At 67.5% G+C, this 19,982-nt stretch carries 20 protein-coding genes and 1 pseudogene; 13 read left to right on the top strand and 8 right to left on the bottom strand.

Going from position 1 to position 19,982, the window contains the following annotated elements; genetic code table 11:
• Positions 1–15: 15 nt before the first annotated feature.
• Positions 16–1,095 (bottom strand): annotated as a pseudogene (locus ACWDTI_RS00880) (UDP-N-acetylmuramate dehydrogenase); the annotation flags it as partial.
• Positions 1,096–1,146: 51 nt separating this feature from the next.
• Between ACWDTI_RS00880 and ACWDTI_RS00875 the strand changes: the two are divergent.
• The 6 genes from ACWDTI_RS00875 to ACWDTI_RS00850 all read left to right on the top strand — a co-directional run bounded on the left by ACWDTI_RS00875 (position 1,147) and on the right by ACWDTI_RS00850 (position 5,879).
• The gene (locus tag ACWDTI_RS00875; RefSeq protein WP_449736140.1) at positions 1,147–1,644 is read left to right on the top strand and encodes a DUF2505 domain-containing protein; all 498 of its coding nucleotides are present in this window, start codon (positions 1,147–1,149) and stop codon (positions 1,642–1,644) included.
• Between the two features lie 67 nt (positions 1,645–1,711).
• Positions 1,712–2,221 (top strand): DUF2505 domain-containing protein, encoded by a 510-nt coding sequence (locus tag ACWDTI_RS00870; protein WP_449736139.1) that lies wholly within the window; start codon positions 1,712–1,714, stop codon positions 2,219–2,221.
• A 156-nt stretch (positions 2,222–2,377) separates the two neighbouring features.
• Positions 2,378–3,079, top strand: coding sequence for a class I SAM-dependent methyltransferase (locus ACWDTI_RS00865; RefSeq protein WP_449736138.1), 702 nt, complete (start codon positions 2,378–2,380; stop codon positions 3,077–3,079).
• Positions 3,080–3,130: 51 nt separating this feature from the next.
• A complete protein-coding gene (locus ACWDTI_RS00860; RefSeq protein ID WP_449736137.1) occupies positions 3,131–3,949 on the top strand; it encodes a carbon-nitrogen hydrolase family protein in 819 nt (272 codons plus the stop codon).
• A 7-nt stretch (positions 3,950–3,956) separates the two neighbouring features.
• A complete protein-coding gene (locus ACWDTI_RS00855; protein WP_449736136.1) occupies positions 3,957–4,979 on the top strand; it encodes an LmeA family phospholipid-binding protein in 1,023 nt (340 codons plus the stop codon).
• A gap of 87 nt (positions 4,980–5,066) precedes the next feature.
• Complete coding sequence (locus ACWDTI_RS00850) at positions 5,067–5,879, top strand: DUF1542 domain-containing protein (protein WP_449736135.1); 813 nt, start codon at positions 5,067–5,069, stop codon at positions 5,877–5,879.
• Between the two features lie 161 nt (positions 5,880–6,040).
• Here the strand turns inward: ACWDTI_RS00850 and purU are convergent, their stop codons facing one another.
• Complete coding sequence (gene purU, locus ACWDTI_RS00845; RefSeq protein ID WP_449736134.1) at positions 6,041–6,940, bottom strand: formyltetrahydrofolate deformylase; 900 nt, start codon at positions 6,938–6,940, stop codon at positions 6,041–6,043.
• A 27-nt stretch (positions 6,941–6,967) separates the two neighbouring features.
• On the opposite strand from purU, the gene deoC reads away from it, so the two are divergent.
• Together deoC and ACWDTI_RS00835 are read left to right on the top strand one after the other, a co-directional pair.
• The gene (gene deoC / locus ACWDTI_RS00840; RefSeq protein WP_449736133.1) at positions 6,968–7,645 is read left to right on the top strand and encodes a deoxyribose-phosphate aldolase; all 678 of its coding nucleotides are present in this window, start codon (positions 6,968–6,970) and stop codon (positions 7,643–7,645) included.
• A 19-nt stretch (positions 7,646–7,664) separates the two neighbouring features.
• Positions 7,665–9,002 carry a threonine/serine ThrE exporter family protein gene (locus tag ACWDTI_RS00835; RefSeq protein ID WP_449736132.1) on the top strand — a complete coding sequence of 446 codons (1,338 nt, stop codon included), beginning with the start codon at positions 7,665–7,667 and terminating at the stop codon, positions 9,000–9,002.
• A gap of 38 nt (positions 9,003–9,040) precedes the next feature.
• On the opposite strand, the gene ACWDTI_RS00830 is transcribed toward ACWDTI_RS00835, so the two are convergent.
• Complete coding sequence (locus ACWDTI_RS00830; RefSeq protein WP_449736131.1) at positions 9,041–9,988, bottom strand: NAD(P)/FAD-dependent oxidoreductase; 948 nt, start codon at positions 9,986–9,988, stop codon at positions 9,041–9,043.
• A gap of 294 nt (positions 9,989–10,282) precedes the next feature.
• Complete coding sequence (locus ACWDTI_RS00825; protein WP_449736130.1) at positions 10,283–11,155, bottom strand: class I SAM-dependent methyltransferase; 873 nt, start codon at positions 11,153–11,155, stop codon at positions 10,283–10,285.
• Between the two features lie 48 nt (positions 11,156–11,203).
• On the opposite strand from ACWDTI_RS00825, the gene ACWDTI_RS00820 reads away from it, so the two are divergent.
• Both ACWDTI_RS00820 and ACWDTI_RS00815 read left to right on the top strand, forming a co-directional pair.
• Complete coding sequence (locus ACWDTI_RS00820) at positions 11,204–11,767, top strand: helix-turn-helix domain-containing protein (protein ID WP_449736129.1); 564 nt, start codon at positions 11,204–11,206, stop codon at positions 11,765–11,767.
• Positions 11,768–11,809: 42 nt separating this feature from the next.
• A complete protein-coding gene (locus tag ACWDTI_RS00815; RefSeq protein ID WP_449736128.1) occupies positions 11,810–13,093 on the top strand; it encodes a L,D-transpeptidase in 1,284 nt (427 codons plus the stop codon).
• A gap of 7 nt (positions 13,094–13,100) precedes the next feature.
• Here the strand turns inward: ACWDTI_RS00815 and ACWDTI_RS00810 are convergent, their stop codons facing one another.
• Positions 13,101–13,883, bottom strand: coding sequence for an SDR family NAD(P)-dependent oxidoreductase (locus tag ACWDTI_RS00810; RefSeq protein WP_449736127.1), 783 nt, complete (start codon positions 13,881–13,883; stop codon positions 13,101–13,103).
• Between the two features lie 41 nt (positions 13,884–13,924).
• On the opposite strand from ACWDTI_RS00810, the gene ACWDTI_RS00805 reads away from it, so the two are divergent.
• From ACWDTI_RS00805 to ACWDTI_RS00795, 3 genes are read left to right on the top strand one after another with little or no spacing between them, the layout of a single operon-like run.
• On the top strand, positions 13,925–15,046 hold the full coding sequence (locus ACWDTI_RS00805) for an ROK family protein (protein ID WP_449736126.1): 1,122 nt from the start codon (positions 13,925–13,927) through the stop codon (positions 15,044–15,046).
• A gap of 56 nt (positions 15,047–15,102) precedes the next feature.
• Positions 15,103–15,915 (top strand): transglutaminase-like domain-containing protein, encoded by an 813-nt coding sequence (locus ACWDTI_RS00800; protein ID WP_449736125.1) that lies wholly within the window; start codon positions 15,103–15,105, stop codon positions 15,913–15,915.
• Between the two features lie 4 nt (positions 15,916–15,919).
• Entirely contained in the window at positions 15,920–17,059 is a 1,140-nt protein-coding gene (locus ACWDTI_RS00795; RefSeq protein ID WP_449736124.1) for a zinc-binding metallopeptidase family protein, read from the top strand.
• A 450-nt stretch (positions 17,060–17,509) separates the two neighbouring features.
• On the opposite strand, the gene otsB is transcribed toward ACWDTI_RS00795, so the two are convergent.
• From otsB to ACWDTI_RS00780, 3 genes are read right to left on the bottom strand one after another with little or no spacing between them, the layout of a single operon-like run.
• Positions 17,510–18,289 carry a trehalose-phosphatase gene (gene otsB, locus ACWDTI_RS00790; protein WP_449736123.1) on the bottom strand — a complete coding sequence of 260 codons (780 nt, stop codon included), beginning with the start codon at positions 18,287–18,289 and terminating at the stop codon, positions 17,510–17,512.
• Positions 18,286–19,803 carry an alpha,alpha-trehalose-phosphate synthase (UDP-forming) gene (locus ACWDTI_RS00785; RefSeq protein ID WP_449736122.1) on the bottom strand — a complete coding sequence of 506 codons (1,518 nt, stop codon included), beginning with the start codon at positions 19,801–19,803 and terminating at the stop codon, positions 18,286–18,288. The genes otsB and ACWDTI_RS00785 overlap by 4 nt, the downstream gene beginning before the upstream one ends.
• A 4-nt stretch (positions 19,804–19,807) precedes the next feature.
• The gene (locus ACWDTI_RS00780; RefSeq protein ID WP_449736121.1) at positions 19,808–19,969 is read right to left on the bottom strand and encodes a hypothetical protein; all 162 of its coding nucleotides are present in this window, start codon (positions 19,967–19,969) and stop codon (positions 19,808–19,810) included.
• Between the last annotated feature and the right edge of the window lie 13 nt (positions 19,970–19,982).

Raw genomic sequence — 19,982 nt, 5'->3', positions numbered from 1 at the left:
GTCGACGACGAGTCGCTACAGCTCGCAGTTCACCAGCACCGGCTCCGGGTGCAGTGACACCCCGAAGGCATCCCGCACACCGTCGCGGACGTCGCGGGCGAGGTCGAGCAGTTCGTCGGTGGTCGCGTCACCCCGATTGGTCAGTGCCAGTGTATGTTTCGTCGACAACCGGACCGGCGAGTCCGGACCGGGGTAGCCGCGGGCGAATCCGGCACGTTCGATCAGCCAGCCCGCCGACAACTTGACGCCCCCGTCCGCAGGATATGTCGGCACCGTGACGTCGTCGCCGACCCGCTCATGAACACGACTCAGGACACCTTGCGCGGCGTCGCCGTCGATGATCGGGTTGGTGAAAAATGAACCGGCACTCCAGGTGTCGTGATCGTCGGCGTCGAGCACCATGCCCTTGCCGCGGCGCAGGGCCAACACCTTCTCCCGCACGGTCGCGGCCGGTGCCCGCTCGCCCGGCTCAGCACCGAGCGACGCCGCGAGTTCCCGGTACCGCAACGGCTGACTCTGCTGATTCTCGTTGAGCCAGAACGACACCGCCACGACGAGGAAGTCGTCGCGATGCTTCAGGGTGCTGGTGCGGTAGCCCAGTCCGAGCTCGCCGGGGGACACCCAACGCAGGGTGCCGGCGCGGCGGTCGAGGAGCTGCACGCTGCGCAGCAGATCCGACACCTCGACGCCGTAGGCGCCGACGTTCTGCACCGGGGTCGCGCCGGCCGCCCCGGGGATGCCGGACAGGCATTCCAGACCGCCGAAACCCGCGTCGATGGTGGCCGCCACCAGTTCGTCCCAGTTGACACCGGCATCGGCGGTCACGTGGGTGCGGCCGGACTCCCGGCCGGACCCGAACTCGACGCGTCCACTCTGGATGACCACCGCGGTACCGTCGAACCCTTCATCGGCGATCACCAGATTGGAGCCGCCGCCGATCACCAGGGTGCGTTCCCCCGCACGATCGAAGGTGGTGATCTGCTCGACGAGGTCGCGGGTGTCGCCGCACCGCACGATCGCGCGGGCGGGGCCGCCGAGGCGCAGTGTGGTCAGTTCGGCGAGACGGGGCGTGGTCACCGGGGTAACGGTAGTCGTAGCCGATCCTGGCGGGCGTGATCCCGGCGTCGGCCGGTAATCTCAGTGACCATGGCGACCACGATGACCCACCGCGTCTCCCATTCCTTCTCGACGCAGCGTCTGTGGGAGATCATCTCGACCGAGAAGTATTGGCATGACCTGCTCGAGGCCATCAACTCCAGCCACGGCAGACTCGACTCCTTCGAGTCGTCGGGCGGCACCATCACGGTCGCGTTGCAGCAGGGTGTGCCAGAGGACAGACTGCCCTCGGCTGTGACCAGGATCCGGCCCGGCGATCTCGACATCCCCCGGCGATCCACGTTCAAACTGGTCGGCGACACCATCACCGGCACCATCGAGGCGAGCGTGTCCGGGGCGCCGGCCAAGATCAACGGCAGCGTCGTGACCAGCGGTGATCCCGCGATAACGACGTACGAGGCCGAGGTGAAGGTCAGCGTGCCGTTCGTCGGCGGCAAGATCGAGGTCGCCGTCATCGAGCAGCTCGAGAGCCTCCTCGACCGCGAGGGCGAGCAGACCGAGACCTGGGACGCAGCTCACCGCCCCTGACCCGAACTCCTTACCCAACGGTAGGAAAACTTGGGTTGGCGACACCCCCTCACGTAACCTGATCGTCATGGCACGACGGCTCAGCTATTCGGCGCGCTTCACCGAACCTGCGGAGAAGCTCTATCAGGCGCAGAGCAACAAGCAGTATTGGGACGACATGATGGCGGGATTCCAGATGATCTCGCCGCATTGCTCGGTCGACTCCTTCGTCTCCGACGAAACGGGCTTGCGGGTGGTCCTCAAGCAGACAATCGGTCGCCACCAGCTGCCCGCGATCGCCCAGACCGTGATGATGAAGGACATGGTCATCACGCGCGAGGAGTCGTTCGGCGCGTTCGATCCCGACCTCACCAAGGGCAACTACAACGCATCGATCCCGGCCGGGCCGGGCAGCCTCAACGGCTGGCAGGAGTTGTTCCCCACCGACACCGGCTGCACCATCCGCAAGACCACCGAGGTCAAGGTCTTCATCCCGTTCGTCAACGGCAAGCTCGAACAGCTGATGCTGGTCAACCTCGTCGACCTGTTCCGCGCCGAGGCGGAGTACGCGGCGGACTGGATCAAGAAGAACCTCTGAGCTGATGCCGCCGGGCCCGCTCTCGCTGCGATCCTCCTCGCTGCGTTCGTCCCTCACCCCACTCGTCGATTCTCGCTCGGCGACCCGACGGTGATCTCCGGCCGCATCACGCGCGGCACCACCAATCTCAACCGGCTCCGCCGCGTCGACCGGTGGATGAGCACCAGCCCCGACATCCGCGCGGCGCTCGACAGCACGCCGGCGCCGCTCATCGTGGATCTCGGCTACGGCGCCCGCCCGGACACCACCCTCGAGATGGCCGCGCGCCTGCGGTCCGTCGTCCCCGATATCGACGTCGTCGGGATGGAGATCGACCCGGACCGGATCGCCGAACCGCGAGACGGGGTCAGCTTTGCGCTCGGCGGGTTCGAACTCGCCGGACTCACCCCCCAACTCGTCCGTGCTTTCAACGTCCTGCGGCAGTACGACGAGCACGAGGTCGCCGGCGCGTGGGCGCAGATGCAGTCCGCGCTCGGGCCGGGCGGACTGATCGTCGAGGGCACCTGCGACGAGATCGGCCGTCGCAGCAGCTGGATTCTGCTCGATGCCGACGGGCCTCGCACCCTCACGCTGTGCTGGGCGCCCGAACACACCGGTCGCCCGTCCGAACTGGCCGAACGTCTGCCCAAGGCGCTCATCCACCGCAACGTGCCCGGTGAGCCGATTCACCACCTGCTGCAGACGGCCGATCGGTGCTGGGACATCGCCGCCACCCACGCGGCCTTCGGCCCGCGGGTGCGATGGCGACAGGCACTGACGTTGCTGGCCGACCAGGGAGTCGACTGCGTCGTGCCACGCGGCCGGTCCGTCGACAACCTGCTCACCGTCGGCTGGTCGACGGTGGCCCCCAACCCCTGAACCGGTCCTTCGACCGACTGACCCCGCACGTGGTCCGACTACCCTGGACGCATGCGAATTGCCATGGCGCAGATCACCTCGGGCACCGATCCCGAGGCCAATCTCGACCTTGTCGACGCCAACACCGCACAGGCTGCGGCCGGCGGCGCGGACCTTGTCGTGTTCCCCGAGGCGACGATGTGCCGGTTCGGTGTCCCACTCGCACCCGTCGCCCAGCCACTCGACGGCCCCTGGGCGACTCGGGTCTCCGAGATCGCCGCCACGCACGACGTCACCGTGGTGGCGGGCATGTTCACGCCCGACGGTGATCGTGTCCGCAACACCGTGGTGATCGCCCCGGCCCGAGGGGAACGGATCGGCTACGACAAGATCCACCTGTACGACGCGTTCGGCTTCGCCGAGTCGCGCACCGTCGCGCCCGGCACCGAGCCGGTCACCTTCGAGGTCGCGGGGGTCACGGTGGGGGTCGCCACCTGCTACGACATCCGCTTCCCCGCGTTGTTCACCGAACTCGCGGCACGAGGCGCCCAGCTGATCGTCGTGCCGACATCGTGGGGCGCCGGGGCGGGGAAACTCCACCAGTGGGAGATCCTCGCCACCGCGCGTGCACTGGACACCGCCTGCTTCGTCGCCGCCGTCGGACAGGCGCTGCCGGCCGATCCCGAGCTGGCAGCTTCCTCAGCGCCCACCGGAATAGGACACAGTCAACTCACAGATCCCTTCGGTAGCGTGGTCGCCGCATACGACGACGGTGCACGGGTGGACGTCTTCGACATCGACCCCGCCGTCGTCGACAAGGCTCGTGCCGCATTGGGGGTTCTGGCCAACCGGCGTCCGATTGCCGCAGCGGCGGCACCGATCACGAACTGAGGCCTCGATGACCGACAGCGAGAACAATCCGCCCCCGCAGCCGGCCGACCACGACGACACCACCCGGTTCGAGCCGGTGCCCACCGACCCGGCGCCACGCGCCTGGTCGCAGCCCGGGCGCACCCAGACCGCACAGTTCGGTGACACGCCCGACACCACCCAGTTCGACGACTTCGAACCCATCCCGAACGCCGTGCCGCCGGAGGTCGTCGCCACCTCGCCGGCCAAACGCAACACGGGCAAGATCATCGCCGGGTTGTCCGCCGCCCTGATATTGCTCGTGCTGATCGCCGGGGTCGGCACCGAACTGTACGTCCGCGGCAAGACCAAGGACTGCTTGCAGAGCGCGTTCACGCAGCTGACCGGCACCGACACCACTGTCGCGTTGAGCAGCAAACCCATTCTGCTGCAACGAATCAGCGGTGAGGTTCCGTACGTCCAAGTGGACACCGCGGACAAACCGGATGCGATCAGCCTGCACGCCCGGGCCGAGGGCATCACCGGGCTAGACGGCAACCCCACCGCCCAATCGATCACCGGCACCGGGTCGGCGCCGTTCTCGCGTGTCATCGCGATGAGCAAGGAAGGCTCGTCCACCGGCGGCTCCACGGGTACCGACCCGAACAGCACGAGCCCCGGCGGCGGATCGCTCCTGTCGGGACTCGTCCAGGGCGCAAGGATCGAGTCGCTCACCGGCAATGCCGACGAAGGCACGATCACCGTCGACTCGACCGTGCAGGTCGCGATCCTGCCGATCCCGATCAGCACCACCCTCAAGCCGGTCATGGACAACGGACATATCCGCTTCGACGTCGTCAGTGCGCAGGCCTTCATCTTCGGCGTGCCGAAGGACTATGCGCAGACCATCGTGGACGGCGTCACGAAGTCGATGTTCGGATCGCTCGCCGACGACCTGACGATCACCAATCTCAAGGTCACCGACAAGGGCGTCGACTTCGCGTTCGACGGCAAGAACGTGGAACTCGGCGGCGAGGGCTCCAACACCGGTAACTCGGTGACCTGTTCCTGATCCCGCCGCCGTTACCTGCGACGACGCACCATCCCGGCCAGGCCCGGTACGCTCGGGAATGTCCGATTTGCCGCTCTGGAGGAGAAGATGAGCGCCCTGATCCTGATCGCCCTCGTGGTGCTGATCGTCGTCGGCATCGTCGTGATGTCGCAACAACGGTCGGGCGCCAACGCCGCACGATCGCTCGATGACGCCAAGGCCGACGCGCGTCAGTCCATCGAACGCCTCGGTGGGCAGGTGTTCATGCTCGTCGGCGACGGCCCCGCGTCCAAACAGGCGCTCGCCGACGCGGGCGAACGCTACAACGCGGCCGGCTCGCAGATCGACCAGGCCTCCACCGTCGCGCAGGCCCGACTCGCCAAGCAGACCGCCATCGAGGGGCTCTACTACGTCCGGGCCGCGCGTACCGCGATGAATCTCGATCCCGGCCCACCGGTGCCGGAGCTCGACGGTCAGCGCAGCGCCGGGTCGGTCACCGAGGACCGCACCGTCGACTTCGAGGGACGCCGGATCGAGGCCTCACCCACGCCGACGTCGCGGACACCCAACTACTACCCGGGTGGTCGTGTCGCGGGGCGCCCCGTGCCGGCCGGCTGGTACTCCGAACCGTGGTGGAAGCCCGCCCTGATCGGTGGTGCGTGGGGCATCGGCTCGGCGCTGCTGTTCACGTCGCTGTTCTCGGGGATGTACGGGGTTCCCTACGACGCCAACGCCTTTGAGAGTGGCGCGGGCGACGGCGCCGACATGGGCGCGATCGACGGCGGAGACGCCGGCGGCGACTACGGTGATGGCGGCGGTGACTACGGCGGCGGGGGCGACTTCGGTAGCAGCGGCGACGCCGGCGGCGACTGGGGCGGCGGCGATTTCGGCGGGGGCGACTTCGGCGGATTCGACTTCTAGGACATGTCTCTCAATCCCACTGCCAAGACCCGCAAAGGGAATTGGGAGACATGCCCTCTCTAGTCCGTCTCGCGGGGAGCCGTGCACAGATGCGGTGTGAGCGGGTCGCTCGCGACAACAGTTGTCGCCGAGTCGCTCCCACACTGCATCCATATATGCGGTCAGTTGAACACCACGGTCTTGCGGCCGTGCACCAGCACCCGGTCCTCGAGGTGCCACCGCAGCCCCCGCGCCAGGACGAGGGTCTCGATGTCACGGCCCTGACGCACCATGTCGGGCACGGTGTCGCCGTGGTCGACACGGATCACGTCCTGCTCGATGATCGGTCCGGCGTCGAGGTCGGCGGTCACGTAGTGGCAGGTCGCGCCGATCAGTTTCACCCCACGCGCGAAGGCCTGATGGTAGGGGCGCGCGCCGATGAAGCTGGGCAGGAAGCTGTGGTGGATGTTGATCGCCCGCCCGGTCCACGCGTCGCAGAGCTGCGGCGGAAGAATCTGCATGAATCGTGCCAGTACCACCGCGTCGGGTTCGTATCCCTTCACGATGGACGCGACCTCGGCGAACGCCTCCGACTTGCCGTTCGCCGGGAACGGCACGTGATGGAACGGCACACCGAAGCGCTCGGTGAGTTCCTCGAGGTCCCGGTGATTGCCGACCACGGCCGACACCGACGCGGGCAGTTCCCCTCGATGCGCCCGCCCCAGCAGGTCGACCAGGCAATGTGACTCCTTGCTGACCAGCAGCACCACCGACTTCGTCGAGCCGGTGTCGGTCAGGCGCCAATCCGTCGACGGACCGAGCTCGGCCGCGACCTCGGATGCGAAGCGTGACCGCAGTTCGTCGAGGGTCATCGTCACCGACCCCGCCCGCACCGTCTGCCGGGTGAAGAACCAGCCGGTCTCGGCATCCGAGTGGTAGCCGGCCTCCACGATCCACCCGCCGACCTCGGCGAGGAATCCAGAGATCCGGGCAACGATTCCGGTCCGGTCAGGGCAACCGAGCGTCAGTACGTACTGACGGTCGGTCTCGATGGCGGATTGGCTCGTCTCAGGCGCAGTCACAGACCTCAGTGTGCCAAGCTCGTCTGTGTGATCACCACCGACCTGACGAGGCGCGACGTCGCGGCCATCATCGACCACACCCTGCTCAAACCCGAGGCGACACGAGCAGCGGCCGAGGCGACCGTCGCCGAGGCCGCCGAGCTCGGGGTCTACGCGGTGTGTCTGTCGCCGTCGATGCTGCCGATCGACACCGGCGAGCAGAAGTCGTGCGTGGTGGCCGGATTCCCGTCGGGCAAACATCACTCGCTGGTCAAGGCGGCCGAAGCGCGCCTGGCGGTCGACTCCGGGGCGGACGAGGTCGACATGGTGATCGACATCGGGGCCGCGGTCGAAGGGCGATTCGACGAGGTGTTCGCCGACGTGCTGGTCGTCCGTGAAGCCGTCGGCGAGTTCGTCGTCCTGAAGGTCATCGTCGAGTCGGCCGCGCTCCTGGAGTTCGCCGGGCCGGACACCCTCACCGAGGTCTGCCGCCGGGCGGTGCAGGCCGGCGCATCAATGGTGAAGACCTCCACCGGGTTCCATCCGTCCGGCGGAGCGAGTGTCGAGGCGGTGTCGGTGATGCGCGCGGCCGTCGGCGATCGTGTCGGCGTCAAGGCCAGCGGCGGCATCCGCACCGCGGAGTTCGCCGCGGAACTCATCGCGGCCGGCGCGACGCGGCTGGGGCTCTCCAATTCGCGGGCCGTGCTCGACGGATTTCCGGCGTAGACCGGGTCGAGGGGCAGACGTGACCGGTACCGACGGCATCCAACCCGGTCCGGAGAAACCATCGGGGGAGACCGGTCTGGAACCCCTGCAACTCATCGCCCGATCCGATGCGGTGACCCGGATGGGTGCGCTGATGCTGGGGTCCGGTGCCGGGTCGTACCGCGTCAAGGAGGCGATGGGCCGGGTGGGGCGGGCTCTCGGTATCGACGAGATCGACTCGCAGGTGAACCTCACCGAGATCGTCACGACCACCAAGAAGGGCCGGATCTTCCGGACCCAGATCATCGAGGTGCCGGTGCTCGGGGTGAACTCCGACCGCATCGCCGCTCTCGAATCGATCTCACGCACCGCCGAACCCGGGCTGACCGTCCAAAACCTGCATGCCCAACTCGACGAGGTCGAGCATCGGCGTCCCCGCTACAACAAGGCGCTCGTGGCACTCGCCGCGGCGGTGGCGTGTGGTGCATTCGCATTCCTCAACAACGGGACCTGGCAGGAATGCCTGGCCGCGGGGGTGGCAGCCGGTGTCGGCAAGTTCGTCCAGACGGTGCTTGGGCGCGCCCGGATCAACCAGCTAGCCGTCGTCTGTGTCTCGGCGGCAGTGGCGTGCCTGTGCTTCGTCCTCGGGTCACTGCTCCTCGGCGTGATCGTGCACTCGCCGAACCTGTTGCAGAGCTCGGCGTTCACCTCCGCCGTCCTGTTCCTCGTGCCGGGGTTCGCCCTGATGACCGCGGCGCTCGACATCGCACGGTTCGACTTCAATGCCGGCATCTCCAGGCTCGTCTACGCGAGCACCATCATTCTCTCGGCAGCGATCGGCGCGTGGGCGATCGCCACCGTCAGCGGGCTGACACCCGAAACCGAACCCGCGGCGCCCTTGCCGGCCGCTTCGCTGATCGGATTGCGCATCCTGGCGAGTTTCATCGGGGTTCTCGGATTCGCGGTCACCTTCAACACGCCGCTGCGCATCGCGCTGTGTGCCGCGTCGTTCGGTGCGGTGGCCAACCCGATCCGGCTGGCCCTTGTCGACGCCGACCTGGCGGCGCAGGTGGCGGCGGCACTCGCCACGCTCATCGTGGGCTTGTTCGCCGCTTTCTTCGCCGAGCGCATCCAGGCGCCGCGCATCACCTTGTCGGTGCCGTCGATGCTGATCATGGTGCCGGGCGCAGCCGCCTACCGGGCCCTGGTCTACTTCAACAACGAGCAGATCGTGCAGGCCGTGGGCAACGCGGTGCAGGCGATGATCGTCGTCATCGGGCTGGCGGTCGGGCTGGCCGCCGCACGGATCCTGACCGACAAGGAATGGTCGTTGGAGAAGCCATCGTGGACGTCGCTACCGGGTGGCCGCCGGCACTGACCCGGGCATCTCGGTGGTGCGCGTCCGGTGCGCCGACGTCACGCAACGGTGCGGCTGCGCCCGACGGCGGCCGCGGCCTCCTCCGCGATGAGGTCCGCGTTGATCGCCGCACCCGCCATCACACCGGCCCCCATCGACACGGCGACGATCGCGGACAGGTCGGCGCTGTTGCCGGCCGCCCACACACCAGGGATGTCGGTGGCCCCCAGCGGCCCCGTCGGGATGACCGGTCCTCCCGGGTGGTCGGCAAGGGTGCCGCCGAGTCGCGTGTAGAGGTCGGCGCGGACGACGAACCGCGGCGCGACGACCACGGCGTCGCGTTCGATCGCGGTTCCGTCGGCGAGTACGACGGAACGTACTGTGCCGTCGACGATGTCGAGACGTTCCACCGGGCCGTCCACGATGTGCACATCGAGCGCCGAGAGTTGTTGTGACTCTTCGTCGGACAACGGCGGCATGGTGTGCGTGAACAGGGTGACGTCCTCGGAGAGCTGCCGGAACAGGAGCGTCTGGTGCACCGACATCGGATTCGTGCCCAGCACCCCGATCCGCCGGCCGCGGACCTCGTACCCATGGCAGTAGGGGCAGTGCAGCACCGATGACCCCCACAGTTCGGTGACACCGGGGAGATCGGGCAGCTCGTCGACGAGGCCGGTGGCCAGCAGCAGGCGGCGGGCCGTCGTGGTGTCGCCATCGGAGGTCTGAATCTCGAAGTCGCCGTGGGGGTTTCGCGTGACATCGAGGACCTCGGCGGAGACGATGTCCACGCCGTAGCCGGTGGCCTCCGCCCGACCCTTCGCGAGCAGGTCCAGTGGTGAGATGCCCTCGTTGCCGAGCAGGTTGTGCGCGCCGGCGGCCGGCGCATTGCGTGGCCGGCCGGCGTCGAACACGACCACCGAGCGCAACGAACGGCCGAGCGCGACCGCCGCGCTGAGTCCGGCGGCCCCGCCGCCCACGATGGCGACGTCGAAGTGATTGGTATGCATGGTCTTTCCTTTCATCAGTGGTTTCCCCGGGAGCCTGAGAGCCTCACGTCGCACGACCAACGAGATGGACGCCCACCGGTCTCCGGCGGGCAGTCTGAACCGGTGACGTCGGAGATCCGGACCGACCACGCGCAGCGCTCTCGCCGAAACGCGCTCTGTGCGCCGCTACGAGACAATAATTGTCGCCTGTTCACTGAGGATGCTCACTTGGGCGGACGGCGGCATCGATGGCAGAAGCCGCGCGCGAGAGTGTCGCTCACGCGGTCGGGAAAGCGGCTGTTCCGAGCACCCGCGTCAGTCGGGTCGCTTCGCGATCCACGCGGTCCGGCGGGCCCGGAGGCTCAGGTCGTCACGTCGTCGCAGCGACGACGGATCTTCCTCGGACAGCAGCAGATCGAGGGTCGTGCGGTCCTGCTCGGACAGCTCGTCGGCGAGGCTCGACCGCAGATGCGAGAGCCACATGGTGGCGTAGTCGCGGATCCCTGCCGCCGATTCCGTTGTTACGGTGACGATCTCGACAGTTTCGACGATCTCGAAACCGGCGGCCGTGATCGCCGGTCGCCAGTCGAGGTCCTTGTTCCACCCGCCCGCGGACATGGCGGGTTGGATGTGGGACTCCACCTCGCCCTCGGGAGACCCGGGCGGCAGAAAGGTTGGGGTCTCGACGATCTCCAGCACGACCAGAACACCGCCTGGTCGCAGGGCGGAGAACGTGGAGCGCAGCAGAGCGTCCGGGTCCGCGAAGTGATGCAGCGTCGACGACGCCCAGGCCACGTCGACGTCGGTGACGGTGGCGGGCAGGGTCGTGTCGAGGTCGGCGACCCGTGTGAGAACGCGATCACCCACCCCGGCGGCGGCAGCGCGCTGCGTCGCCCGCGCGAGCAGGTCGGCGGAATTGTCGAGAGCGAGGATCTGTCCGGTCGGGAACCGTTGCGCAAGGGCGACGGTGCCGACACCGGTGCCGGCACCGAGGTCGACGATGGTCTGCGGATCGCTGACCAGCGCGGCGATGTGGTCGGGGACGTCTGTCAGGTACTCCCCGCAGAACGTCGCGTCGAGGTCGAGGAGCGCGGCCATGGTGTCGGCGTCGGGGTGGAGGTGACCATTGTGCTCGCCGTGCTGGTGACCGCCGTGATGGTGATGGTGATGGTGGGTCGTATCGGTCATGCTGTCCACGGTAGCGCGATCATGCGCTTGGGGCATAGCATCTTGCGTATGGAGCAAGAAATCGATGCGGTGGTCCGTCAACGTATCCGTGGGCTGCGGTTGGCCAAGGGCTGGACCCTCGACGCGTTGGCCGCGCGGTGCTACCTCAGCCCGTCGACGCTGAGCCGGATCGAGACGGGCCATCGGCGGGTGGCACTCGACCAGCTGGTGCCGATCGCGCGGGCGCTAGGCACCACGCTCGACCAGCTCGTCGAACCGGCCAACGACGAGGACGTCGTCATCCGTCCCGAACCGCACACCGCGCCGGGCATGGTCATCTGGAAACTCTCCCGGGATTCGACGCCTGGTGGCGTCACCGTCGCCAAGATGCGAATCACTCCCGAGCACGTCGTCGACCCGGCCAATCTCGGTGTTCACCCAGGTCGGGAGTGGTTTACGGTTCTGTCCGGAGATGTCCGGATCCACCTCGGTGACCGGGTGATCGACGTCCCCACCGGGGAGGCCGCGGAGTTCTCCACGATGATTCCGCATGGCATGGCGTCGGTGGGTGGCGTCGCCGAGGTCCTGTCGATCTTCGACCACGATGGTGAGCGCGCCCACATGCCAGGGTGAACAAGGGTTTTCACAGCTCAGCTCGGTAGGCTGGACGGTGCTATGAGCGCGAATCACTCACTCACCCGCCGCACGGTGCTGACCGCCGCGGGCCTCGGTGCCGTCGGCCTTGCCGTGGCGGCCTGTTCCCGCGACGAGTCGGCCACGCAGGACGCCAAGCCGAAGTCGCCCACCGTGACCGTGGCGTTCACCCCCGCGCTCGACGAGGCCGCGCCCAACCCGACCGTGACGTACTCCGTGAAGGCCGAGAACGGCGTGCTCAACCCCGACGTCAAGCTGCTCAATCCGCGCGGCAAGGCGGTCGCCGGCACGCTCTCGGACGACCGCACGACCTTCACGGTCAGCGAACCCCTCGGCTACGACACCAAGTACACGTGGAGCGGTAGTGCCGTCGGCTACGACCGCGTCACCGCGCCGATCGCCGGTGACTTCACCACTCTCGTGCCGCAGTCGCAGCTCAATGTCGTCGTCAACATCGGTGACGGGCAGGAGGTCGGCATCGCGGCCCCGATCATCCTCAAGTTCGATGGCACGGTCGAGGACAAGGCGGCCGTCGAGAAGGCGCTCACCGTGAAGACCGAGCCGCCGACCGAGGGCGCGTGGGCGTGGCTGGGCGAGGACAACGGTTCCCGCGTGCACTGGCGGCCCAAGGAGTACTTCGCACCCGGAACCAAGGTGCACATGGGGGCCAAGCTCTATGGTGTCGACCACGGTGAGGGCGCTTACGGAGCGGCCGACGTCACCGTCGACTACACGATCGGTCGCTCTCAGATCGTGAAGGCGGAGGCGTCGTCGCATCAGATCGTCGTGGTCCGGGACGGCGGTGTCCTCATGACGCTGCCCTGCAGCTATGGCGAGGGCGACCTCGACCGCAACGTCACGCGCTCGGGCATCCACGTGGTGACCGAGAAGTACGAGGACTTCTACATGAGCAACCCGGCCGCCGGGTACTTCAACGCGCACGAGCAGTTCGCGGTTCGTATCTCCAACAACGGCGAGTTCATCCATGCCAACCCGCAAACCGTTGGCGTGCAAGGGTCGTCGAATGTGACCAACGGTTGCATCAACTTGTCGCTGGCCAATGCCCAGCAGTACTACGCCACCGCCGTCTACGGCGATCCGGTCGAGGTCACCGGCACCCGGATCGCGCTGTCCGAGGCCGACGGCGACATCTTCGACTGGGCCATCGACTGGCCGACGTGGAAGAGCATGTCGGCGATCAAGGGCGAGCCGGCAAAGATGAGCGCCCCGGCGACTCCGTCGGGCGCACCCACGCTGAACACTCCGGCGTCGACGTCGGCACCGGCACCGGCACCGGCCGGCTGACCGCGGATCAGCCGGGATTCTTGATGTTTCGGCGCGCGGAGGCCTGATCTCGGGGCTTGAGGATGATCTGATCCAGGTCGACATGCGGCGGCCGCGATGCGACGAACCCGACGACCTCGGCGACGTCCTCCGCCGTGAGCGGGGTCAGACCCTGGTAGACGGCGTCGGCGCGGTCCTGGTCACCCTCGAAACGCACCAACGAGAAGTCCGTCTCCACCATGCCGGGTGCGATCTCGGTGAGCCGCACCGGTTTTCCGAGCAACTCGAAGCGCAGGGTGCGATGCATGACGGCCTGGGCGTGCTTGGCCGAGGTGTAGCCGGCGCCGTTGTCGTACGGTTCGAACGCCGCGATCGAGGTGATCGTCACGATCAGCCCGTCACCCGAGGCGATCAGTGCCGGGATGAGCGCCTTGGTCATCCGCAGGGTGCCCAGCACGTTGGTCTCCCACATCCAGCGCCAGTCGTCCAGATCGGAGGTGGCCACCGGGTCCAGACCCTTTGCGCCACCGGCGTTGTTGACCAAGACGTGCACGACGTCCAACCCCGCGACGAACGCGTCGACCGAGGCGTCGTCGGTCACGTCCAGCGCCCGGCCGGTACCCCCGATCTCCGCGGCCAGCTCGTCGACGAGCTCGGTGCGGCGCGCGCCGAGCACCACGTGATAGCCCTGGCCGGCGAGCTGGCGGGCGGTCGCCGCGCCGATGCCCGAACTCGCGCCGGTGACCACGGCGATCTTCCGATCGTCGGGCAGGGCCGAACCCGTTGTCGCTGATTCCGTGTCACTGCTCATGAGTCCAGCCTATTCGCCGAGCGCTGCGCTAGATTCATCGCATGCCAGCGCCCGGAGTCGTGCCCGCCGCATTGCAGGTGGGCGCGACGCCGGCGGCAGCGGTGCTGCAGGCGGTGCGCGTGCACGCCCCGGTCACCCGCGATCAACTGGCCGCGGCCACCACCCTCTCGCCGGCCACCATCAACCGCCAGGTCACCCTGCTGTCCGGGCGCGGGCTGATCGTCGAACGGCCCGATCTGGTCGACCCGGGCGGGATCGGCCGGCCGAAGAACCCTCTCACCCTCGACAGCGACAAACTGTGCGTCGCCGGCATGCACATCGGCGCGCGGCGGACGCTGCTCACCATCGCCGATCTCGGAGGCCGGCCGCTCTACAGCCATGCCGTGCCGACGCAGCGGGACGGCACCCCACCCGACGACCTGTGCGCCCAGTTGCGTGATCTGGCAGCACGATTCAGCGGACGCCGACTCCTCTGGGCGGGAATCGCGTCGGGCGGCGTGGTCGACGCGCGCGGTGGCGTCGTCGATCATCCGGTGCTCGGATGGCGCCGCGTGCCGATCGGCCCCATGCTCGCCGACGCGCTCGGCGTCCCGGTGTCGGTGTGTGAACACGTCCAGGCGATGGCCGCCGCCGAACTGCTCTTGACCTCGTCACAGCAACTCGACGGAACGGGTCTGTTCTTCTACGCCCGTGAGACTGTCGGCATGGCGTTGACCATCGACGGGAAGGTGCACATGCCGCGTCACGGCGCCGGTTCCATCGCGCACCTGCCGGTGCGGGCGCCGGCCGTGGCGGCGGGCGGCGACGCGACTCTGCAGGACGTCATCGGCAGTGCCGCGGAACGTCGTTTCGCCGCGGCGCTCGGGGTGGATGTCGACGCGTCGGTGATCGCCGACCAGCGGGCCGAGGTCCTCGGCGCCGTCGTCGCGATGATGCGGGACGTGATCAACCCCGATGCGGTCGTGGTGGCCGGTGACGCGTTTGCCGCGCACCCCCACGGACTCGCCCCGGTGCAGGCGGCGTTCGACGCCGCCACCACCAACCGCCGCCCGCTCGAACTGAGCCCCTCGCGGTTCGGTGTCCGAGTCCAGGAGAGCGCGGCAATCGTGGTGGCGCTCAGCGTGATCTACGCCGACCCGGCAGCCGCCACCGCCGTGGCCTGAACTGGGCGCGACCACCCGTGCTGAGCCTCCGCGCCCGATGCCTTACCGTGGGGGGCATGACCACAGCCCCCCGCGATGTCAGCGCCAATCTCGAGGTGTTCGTCTCGGGCGCCACCGAACTCGAGATGCAGATCGCCGTCGCCAAGTTGCCGGGCCTGACCATGACCGAACAGTTGACGATCACCGTCGACGGCAAGGAGGTCACGCCCGAGGAGATCATCGACGACCACGGCGCACGCATCCATCGGTTGCAGGTCGAATCCGGACTCGTCGCCGTCGACTACACGGCCAGCATCGAAACACCCGCCGACCCGATCCCGGTCGAGTCAACCGATCGGTCGGTGTACCTCCGTCCCAGTCGATATGCGGAGTGCGACAAGTTCTTCGGGTTCGCCGCCGGGCAGTTCGACGCCGATCTCCCGCCGGGAGAGCTGCTGAATCAGGTGACGTCCTTCGTCGAGGACCGATTGAGTTACATCCCGGGTGCCAGCGATCCCATCGACGGCGCCGCCGACACGTTGCTGGCGGGCGCCGGCGTGTGCCGTGACTACGCCCACCTCGTCGTCGCCCTGTTGCGGGCGTTGAACATTCCGGCGCGACTGGTCGCCGTGTACGCTCCCGGCTGCGATCCGATGGACTTCCATGCGGTTGCCGAGGCGATCATCGACGACGAATGGGTGGTGGTCGATGCCACGCGGCTGGCTCCCCGGCAAAGTCTGGTGCGTATCGCGACGGGGCGCGACGCCGCCGACACCGCATTCCTGGACAACCACCGCGGTTCGATCAACCTGAACAACTACAAGGTGACCGCCACCGTGCGGGGAGATCTGCCTGTCGACACCGGAGCGGAGCGAATCCGCATAGGCTGAGTGCATGCATGCGCTCACGTGCCCGATCTGCAACGCGCTCTCGGGATTTCTGAATCAGCAGTGCCCGCAGTGCGGCACGACCGTCGGCGTCCACCTTCCGTCCCGCTCGCTGGTCGTGGCCTCCGAGGACGGCGTCGACATCGACGGTCAACGCTGGGTCCGGTGCTCCAACTGGACTCACCCGGGATGCAACTGGATGACGCTCGCCGAGGTCGACGAGCATTCGATCGGCCTGCGTGGCAGGTGTTTTCCCGACTCGCTGGTGCGTAAGCGGCCGGACAACGACGACACGATTGCCCTGGACAAGCTGCGCACCACGCTGCCCGACCTGCGCATGCTGATCTACCAACTCGCCGACCTCGGACTGCCCGTGGAGCCGTTCTGGCGCAGCGACGGTGGTCTCGCCTTCGACCTGTTGTCGAGCGTGACCACCGGCAAGCCGGTCATGATCGGTCACGCCGACGGGGTCATCACCATCGATCTCGCCGAGAGCATGGACGCCTACCGGGAACGTCTGCGGGTGCAGCTCGGGGAACCCTATCGGACGGTGCTCGGACACTTCCGGCACGAAGTGGGTCACTACTACGAACACATCCTGGTGGAAACAGGGGCGGGCGCAAGGGAATATCTCGACAGATGTCGCGAGATCTTCGGTGACGAACGCGCCAGCTATGCCGATGCACTGGAGCGGCACTACAAGTTCGGCCCACCCGCGGACTGGCAGGACTCCTACATCTCGGAATACGCGACGATGCACCCGTGGGAGGATTTCGCCGAGTGCTTCGCCCACTACCTGCACATCACCGGCACCATCGACACCGCCCGTGAATCGGGCGTGATGCTCGAAAGCGATCAGGTGCGATTCAGCATGGACCGCGACATCGTGCCGCTGCAGTCGTACGCCGATCAACCGATCGAGCGACTGCTCTACGACTGGAAGTGGTTGGCCACCATGTTCAATCGCGTCAACACCGCAATGGGCCGTCGACCGCTGTACCCGTTCGAGATCCCGCGCCCGGTCGTCCGCAAACTCGGCTTCGTACACCGGGTGATCCGCGAGACCGCGAAACGCTCTGCGGGTGAAGCGGATCCGCTGGTGGCTGCGGCCGGCTTGCAGGCCGATCCGAACGGGCCGTCCCGCTGATCGAGAAAAGCTCGACCTCGGGCAGGGTTGCGGTGCCGCTGTTTCTTCGCTGATCGAGTAAGGCTCCGAGCGTGGACAGGGTTGCGGCGCCGCGGCTTCTTCGTTGATCGAGTAAGGCTCCGAGCGTAGCGAGGCGCCGCATCGAGATCGGCTGTGTGGCAGGGGGAGTGGGGTCTCGATGCGCTCCCTCGCTGGCGCTCGGTCGCTTACTCGACCAGCGGGGGTGGATTGCGGACGTCGGGAAGGGTTGCGGCACCACTGCTTCTTCGTTGATCGAGTAAGGCTCGACCTCGGGCAGGGTTGCGGCACCGCTGTTTCTTCGTTGATCGAGTAAGGCTCCGAGCGAAGCGAGGCGCCGCATCGAGATCGGCTGTTTGACAACGGAAGTCGCTCACCGAGACGAGCGGAGGGACCGTTGCGCCCCACGCACGCGCGAACCGGTCGGTGCTGTCAGCCCAGCCACTCTCTACGCAGCTCCAGCACCAACTCCAACACCGACGCGACATCGTCGGGGTCGCCGATCCGGTACTGCGCCACGGTGTCTCCGGAGCCGACCTTGATGCCGATGTCGCCCGACTCCGGGCGCAGGTGCGCGAAGGCCTTCTCGTCGGTCACGTCGTCGCCGAGGTAGATCACCGCGTCGGCGTGGTCGCGCTCGCGCAGGACGTCGAGGGCGTGTCCTTTGCTGGTCTCGATCACCGCCAGCTCGATGATGGACTTGCCCTCGGTCACCTCGACGCCCGGCCACGACGCCGGACCCGACCGTGCCCGCGTCAACGCGCCGTCGGCGTCGTCGACGACGTTGCGGACATGCAAGGTGGTGCTCGCCGGCTTGGTCTCCACCATCGCTCCGGGATAATCGGCAGCGATGGAACGTAATTCGGTGATCAGTCGATCCAGCAGCGCTTGCCGCTCAGGAGTGATCTCTTCGGCGAAGCCGCTGGCGAACTCGCTGCCGTGGCTGCCGACGAGGGTCACGGGCGACCGGAGTCCGGACAGACCGGCCAGTACCGCGAGCTCGCGTCCCGACACCGCGGCAACCGGGGTGTCATCGAGGGCGGCGAGGGCGTCGAGCGCGGCGATCGATGCCGGATTGGGGACGGCATCTTCGGGCCGGGAGACGATCGGCGAGACGCAGCCGTCGTAGTCGGAGGCCACCAGCAGGACCCGCACCTGTGCGGCGACGGCCAACGCGTCACGTAGGTCGGCGGGAATACCGTTGGCGCTCACGCGTCGTGGTCCACGGTGACGAGATGCACGCCGCGGTTGGCGTCGGACGCGGTTTCCGTCGACGCGGACAAGGTGGTCAAGAAGCTGTCTGCCCACTTCGCGACGTCATGGGTGAGGACCTGCCGGCGCAGCGCCCGCATGCGTCGTCGTCCCTCGGTCGGCGTCTGGGTGATGGCGGCCTCGATGGCATCCTTGACCCCGTCGAGATCGTACGGATTGCACAGATATGCGGTCCGTAATTCGGCTGCCGCGCCGGTGAATTCGCTGAGGACCAGTGACCCGCCCAAGTCGCTGCGACACGCGACGTACTCCTTGGCGACCAGGTTCATGCCGTCGCGCATCGGGGTCACCAGCATGACGTCGGCCGCGACGAAGAACGCGATGAGATCGTCGCGGGGGACCGGACGATGCAGGTATTGCACCACCGGTTGGCCGACGGCACCGTAGTTGCCGTTGATGTTGCCGACGAGTTGTTCGATCCCGGCCCGCATCTTCACGTACGAGTCCACGCGTTCGCGGCTCGGCGTCGCGAGTTGCACCATGACCGTCTCGGTCGGGTCGATCCGCTTCTCGGCCAACAATTCCGAAAGCGCTTCGAGACGGACGTCGATGCCCTTCGTGTAGTCGAGGCGGTCGACACCGAGCAGGATGGTCTTCGGGTTGCCGAGCTCTTTGCGAATCTCGGTGGCGCGTTTGCGGATCTCGCGCGACCGCGCCTTGGTGTCGAGTTCCCCGGAGGCGATCGAGATGGGGAATGCGCCCACCCGGACGGTGCGGAACCCCACCTGCACCACACCGAATCGCGAACGCACACCGACGGTGCCCTTGCTGGTGGCCTGGCCGGCGAGTCGTCGTGCGAGATAAAGGAAATTCTGGGCGCCGCCCGGCAGGTGGAAGCCGATCAGGTCGGCACCGAGCAGACCCTCGACGATCTCGGTGCGCCACGGATTCTGCATGAACAACTCGACCGGCGGGAACGGGATGTGCAGGAAGAAGCCGATTTTCAGATCCGGCCGCAGCATCCGCAGCATCTTCGGCACGAGTTGCAGCTGATAATCCTGCACCCAGACGACTGCGCCGGGTCCCGCCGCCTTCGCGGTGGCCTCGGCGAAGCGGCGGTTGACCTCGACGTAGGTGTTCCACCAGTCGCGGTGATATTCGGGCTTGACGATGACGTCGTGGTAGAGCGGCCACAGTGTGGCGTTGGAGAAACCCTCGTAGTACTCGGCGATCTCTCGCGTCGAGAGGGGTACGGCGAAGATCTCGATACCTGGGATGTCCGGGTTGTCGTCGGAGTCGGCGATCCCGGACCAGCCCACCCACGCGCCGGTCTTGGTGCGCAGCAGCGGCTCGAGGGCGGTCACGAGTCCGCCCGGGCTGCGTTTCCATTGCACCGTCCCGTCCGGCAGAACGGCTTTGTCCACCGGGAGACGATTGGCTACGACGACGAACTGTGCGTCGCCCTGGATGTCGGCGGTAGTCCCGCCGTCTTCAACGTGCCCGGACTCCGCCATCGCCTCAGGCGTTCTCGCCCGGGGCGATCCCCAACATGGAGAGCAGCATTCGGCACTCGTCGGCGTCGGTGGCGTATGCGGCGACGACCCGGCGGGCCGAACTGGCGGTTTCGTCGGCTACCGGCTCCAGCTCTTCGTCGGTGAGGTCGGTGGTCTTCGCAGGCATGGTGTCCTCTGTG

This window comes from Gordonia sp. NPDC003424, from assembly GCF_053588655.1.
The sequence above is the reverse complement of the archived record's forward strand: the minus strand, read 5'-3'. Positions and strand labels throughout refer to the sequence as shown.

Coding starts and splice junctions, on each gene's coding strand:
- ACWDTI_RS00875 (WP_449736140.1), top strand. CDS start 1,147: ATGGCGACCACGATGACCCACCGCGTCTCCCATTCCTTCTCGACGCAG.
- ACWDTI_RS00870 (WP_449736139.1), top strand. CDS start 1,712: ATGGCACGACGGCTCAGCTATTCGGCGCGCTTCACCGAACCTGCGGAG.
- ACWDTI_RS00865 (WP_449736138.1), top strand. CDS start 2,378: ATGAGCACCAGCCCCGACATCCGCGCGGCGCTCGACAGCACGCCGGCG.
- ACWDTI_RS00860 (WP_449736137.1), top strand. CDS start 3,131: ATGCGAATTGCCATGGCGCAGATCACCTCGGGCACCGATCCCGAGGCC.
- ACWDTI_RS00855 (WP_449736136.1), top strand. CDS start 3,957: ATGACCGACAGCGAGAACAATCCGCCCCCGCAGCCGGCCGACCACGAC.
- ACWDTI_RS00850 (WP_449736135.1), top strand. CDS start 5,067: ATGAGCGCCCTGATCCTGATCGCCCTCGTGGTGCTGATCGTCGTCGGC.
- ACWDTI_RS00830 (WP_449736131.1), bottom strand. CDS start 9,988: ATGCATACCAATCACTTCGACGTCGCCATCGTGGGCGGCGGGGCCGCC.
- ACWDTI_RS00825 (WP_449736130.1), bottom strand. CDS start 11,155: ATGACCGATACGACCCACCATCACCATCACCATCACGGCGGTCACCAG.
- ACWDTI_RS00820 (WP_449736129.1), top strand. CDS start 11,204: ATGGAGCAAGAAATCGATGCGGTGGTCCGTCAACGTATCCGTGGGCTG.
- ACWDTI_RS00815 (WP_449736128.1), top strand. CDS start 11,810: ATGAGCGCGAATCACTCACTCACCCGCCGCACGGTGCTGACCGCCGCG.
- ACWDTI_RS00810 (WP_449736127.1), bottom strand. CDS start 13,883: ATGAGCAGTGACACGGAATCAGCGACAACGGGTTCGGCCCTGCCCGAC.
- ACWDTI_RS00805 (WP_449736126.1), top strand. CDS start 13,925: ATGCCAGCGCCCGGAGTCGTGCCCGCCGCATTGCAGGTGGGCGCGACG.
- ACWDTI_RS00800 (WP_449736125.1), top strand. CDS start 15,103: ATGACCACAGCCCCCCGCGATGTCAGCGCCAATCTCGAGGTGTTCGTC.
- ACWDTI_RS00795 (WP_449736124.1), top strand. CDS start 15,920: ATGCATGCGCTCACGTGCCCGATCTGCAACGCGCTCTCGGGATTTCTG.
- ACWDTI_RS00785 (WP_449736122.1), bottom strand. CDS start 19,803: ATGGCGGAGTCCGGGCACGTTGAAGACGGCGGGACTACCGCCGACATC.
- ACWDTI_RS00780 (WP_449736121.1), bottom strand. CDS start 19,969: ATGCCTGCGAAGACCACCGACCTCACCGACGAAGAGCTGGAGCCGGTA.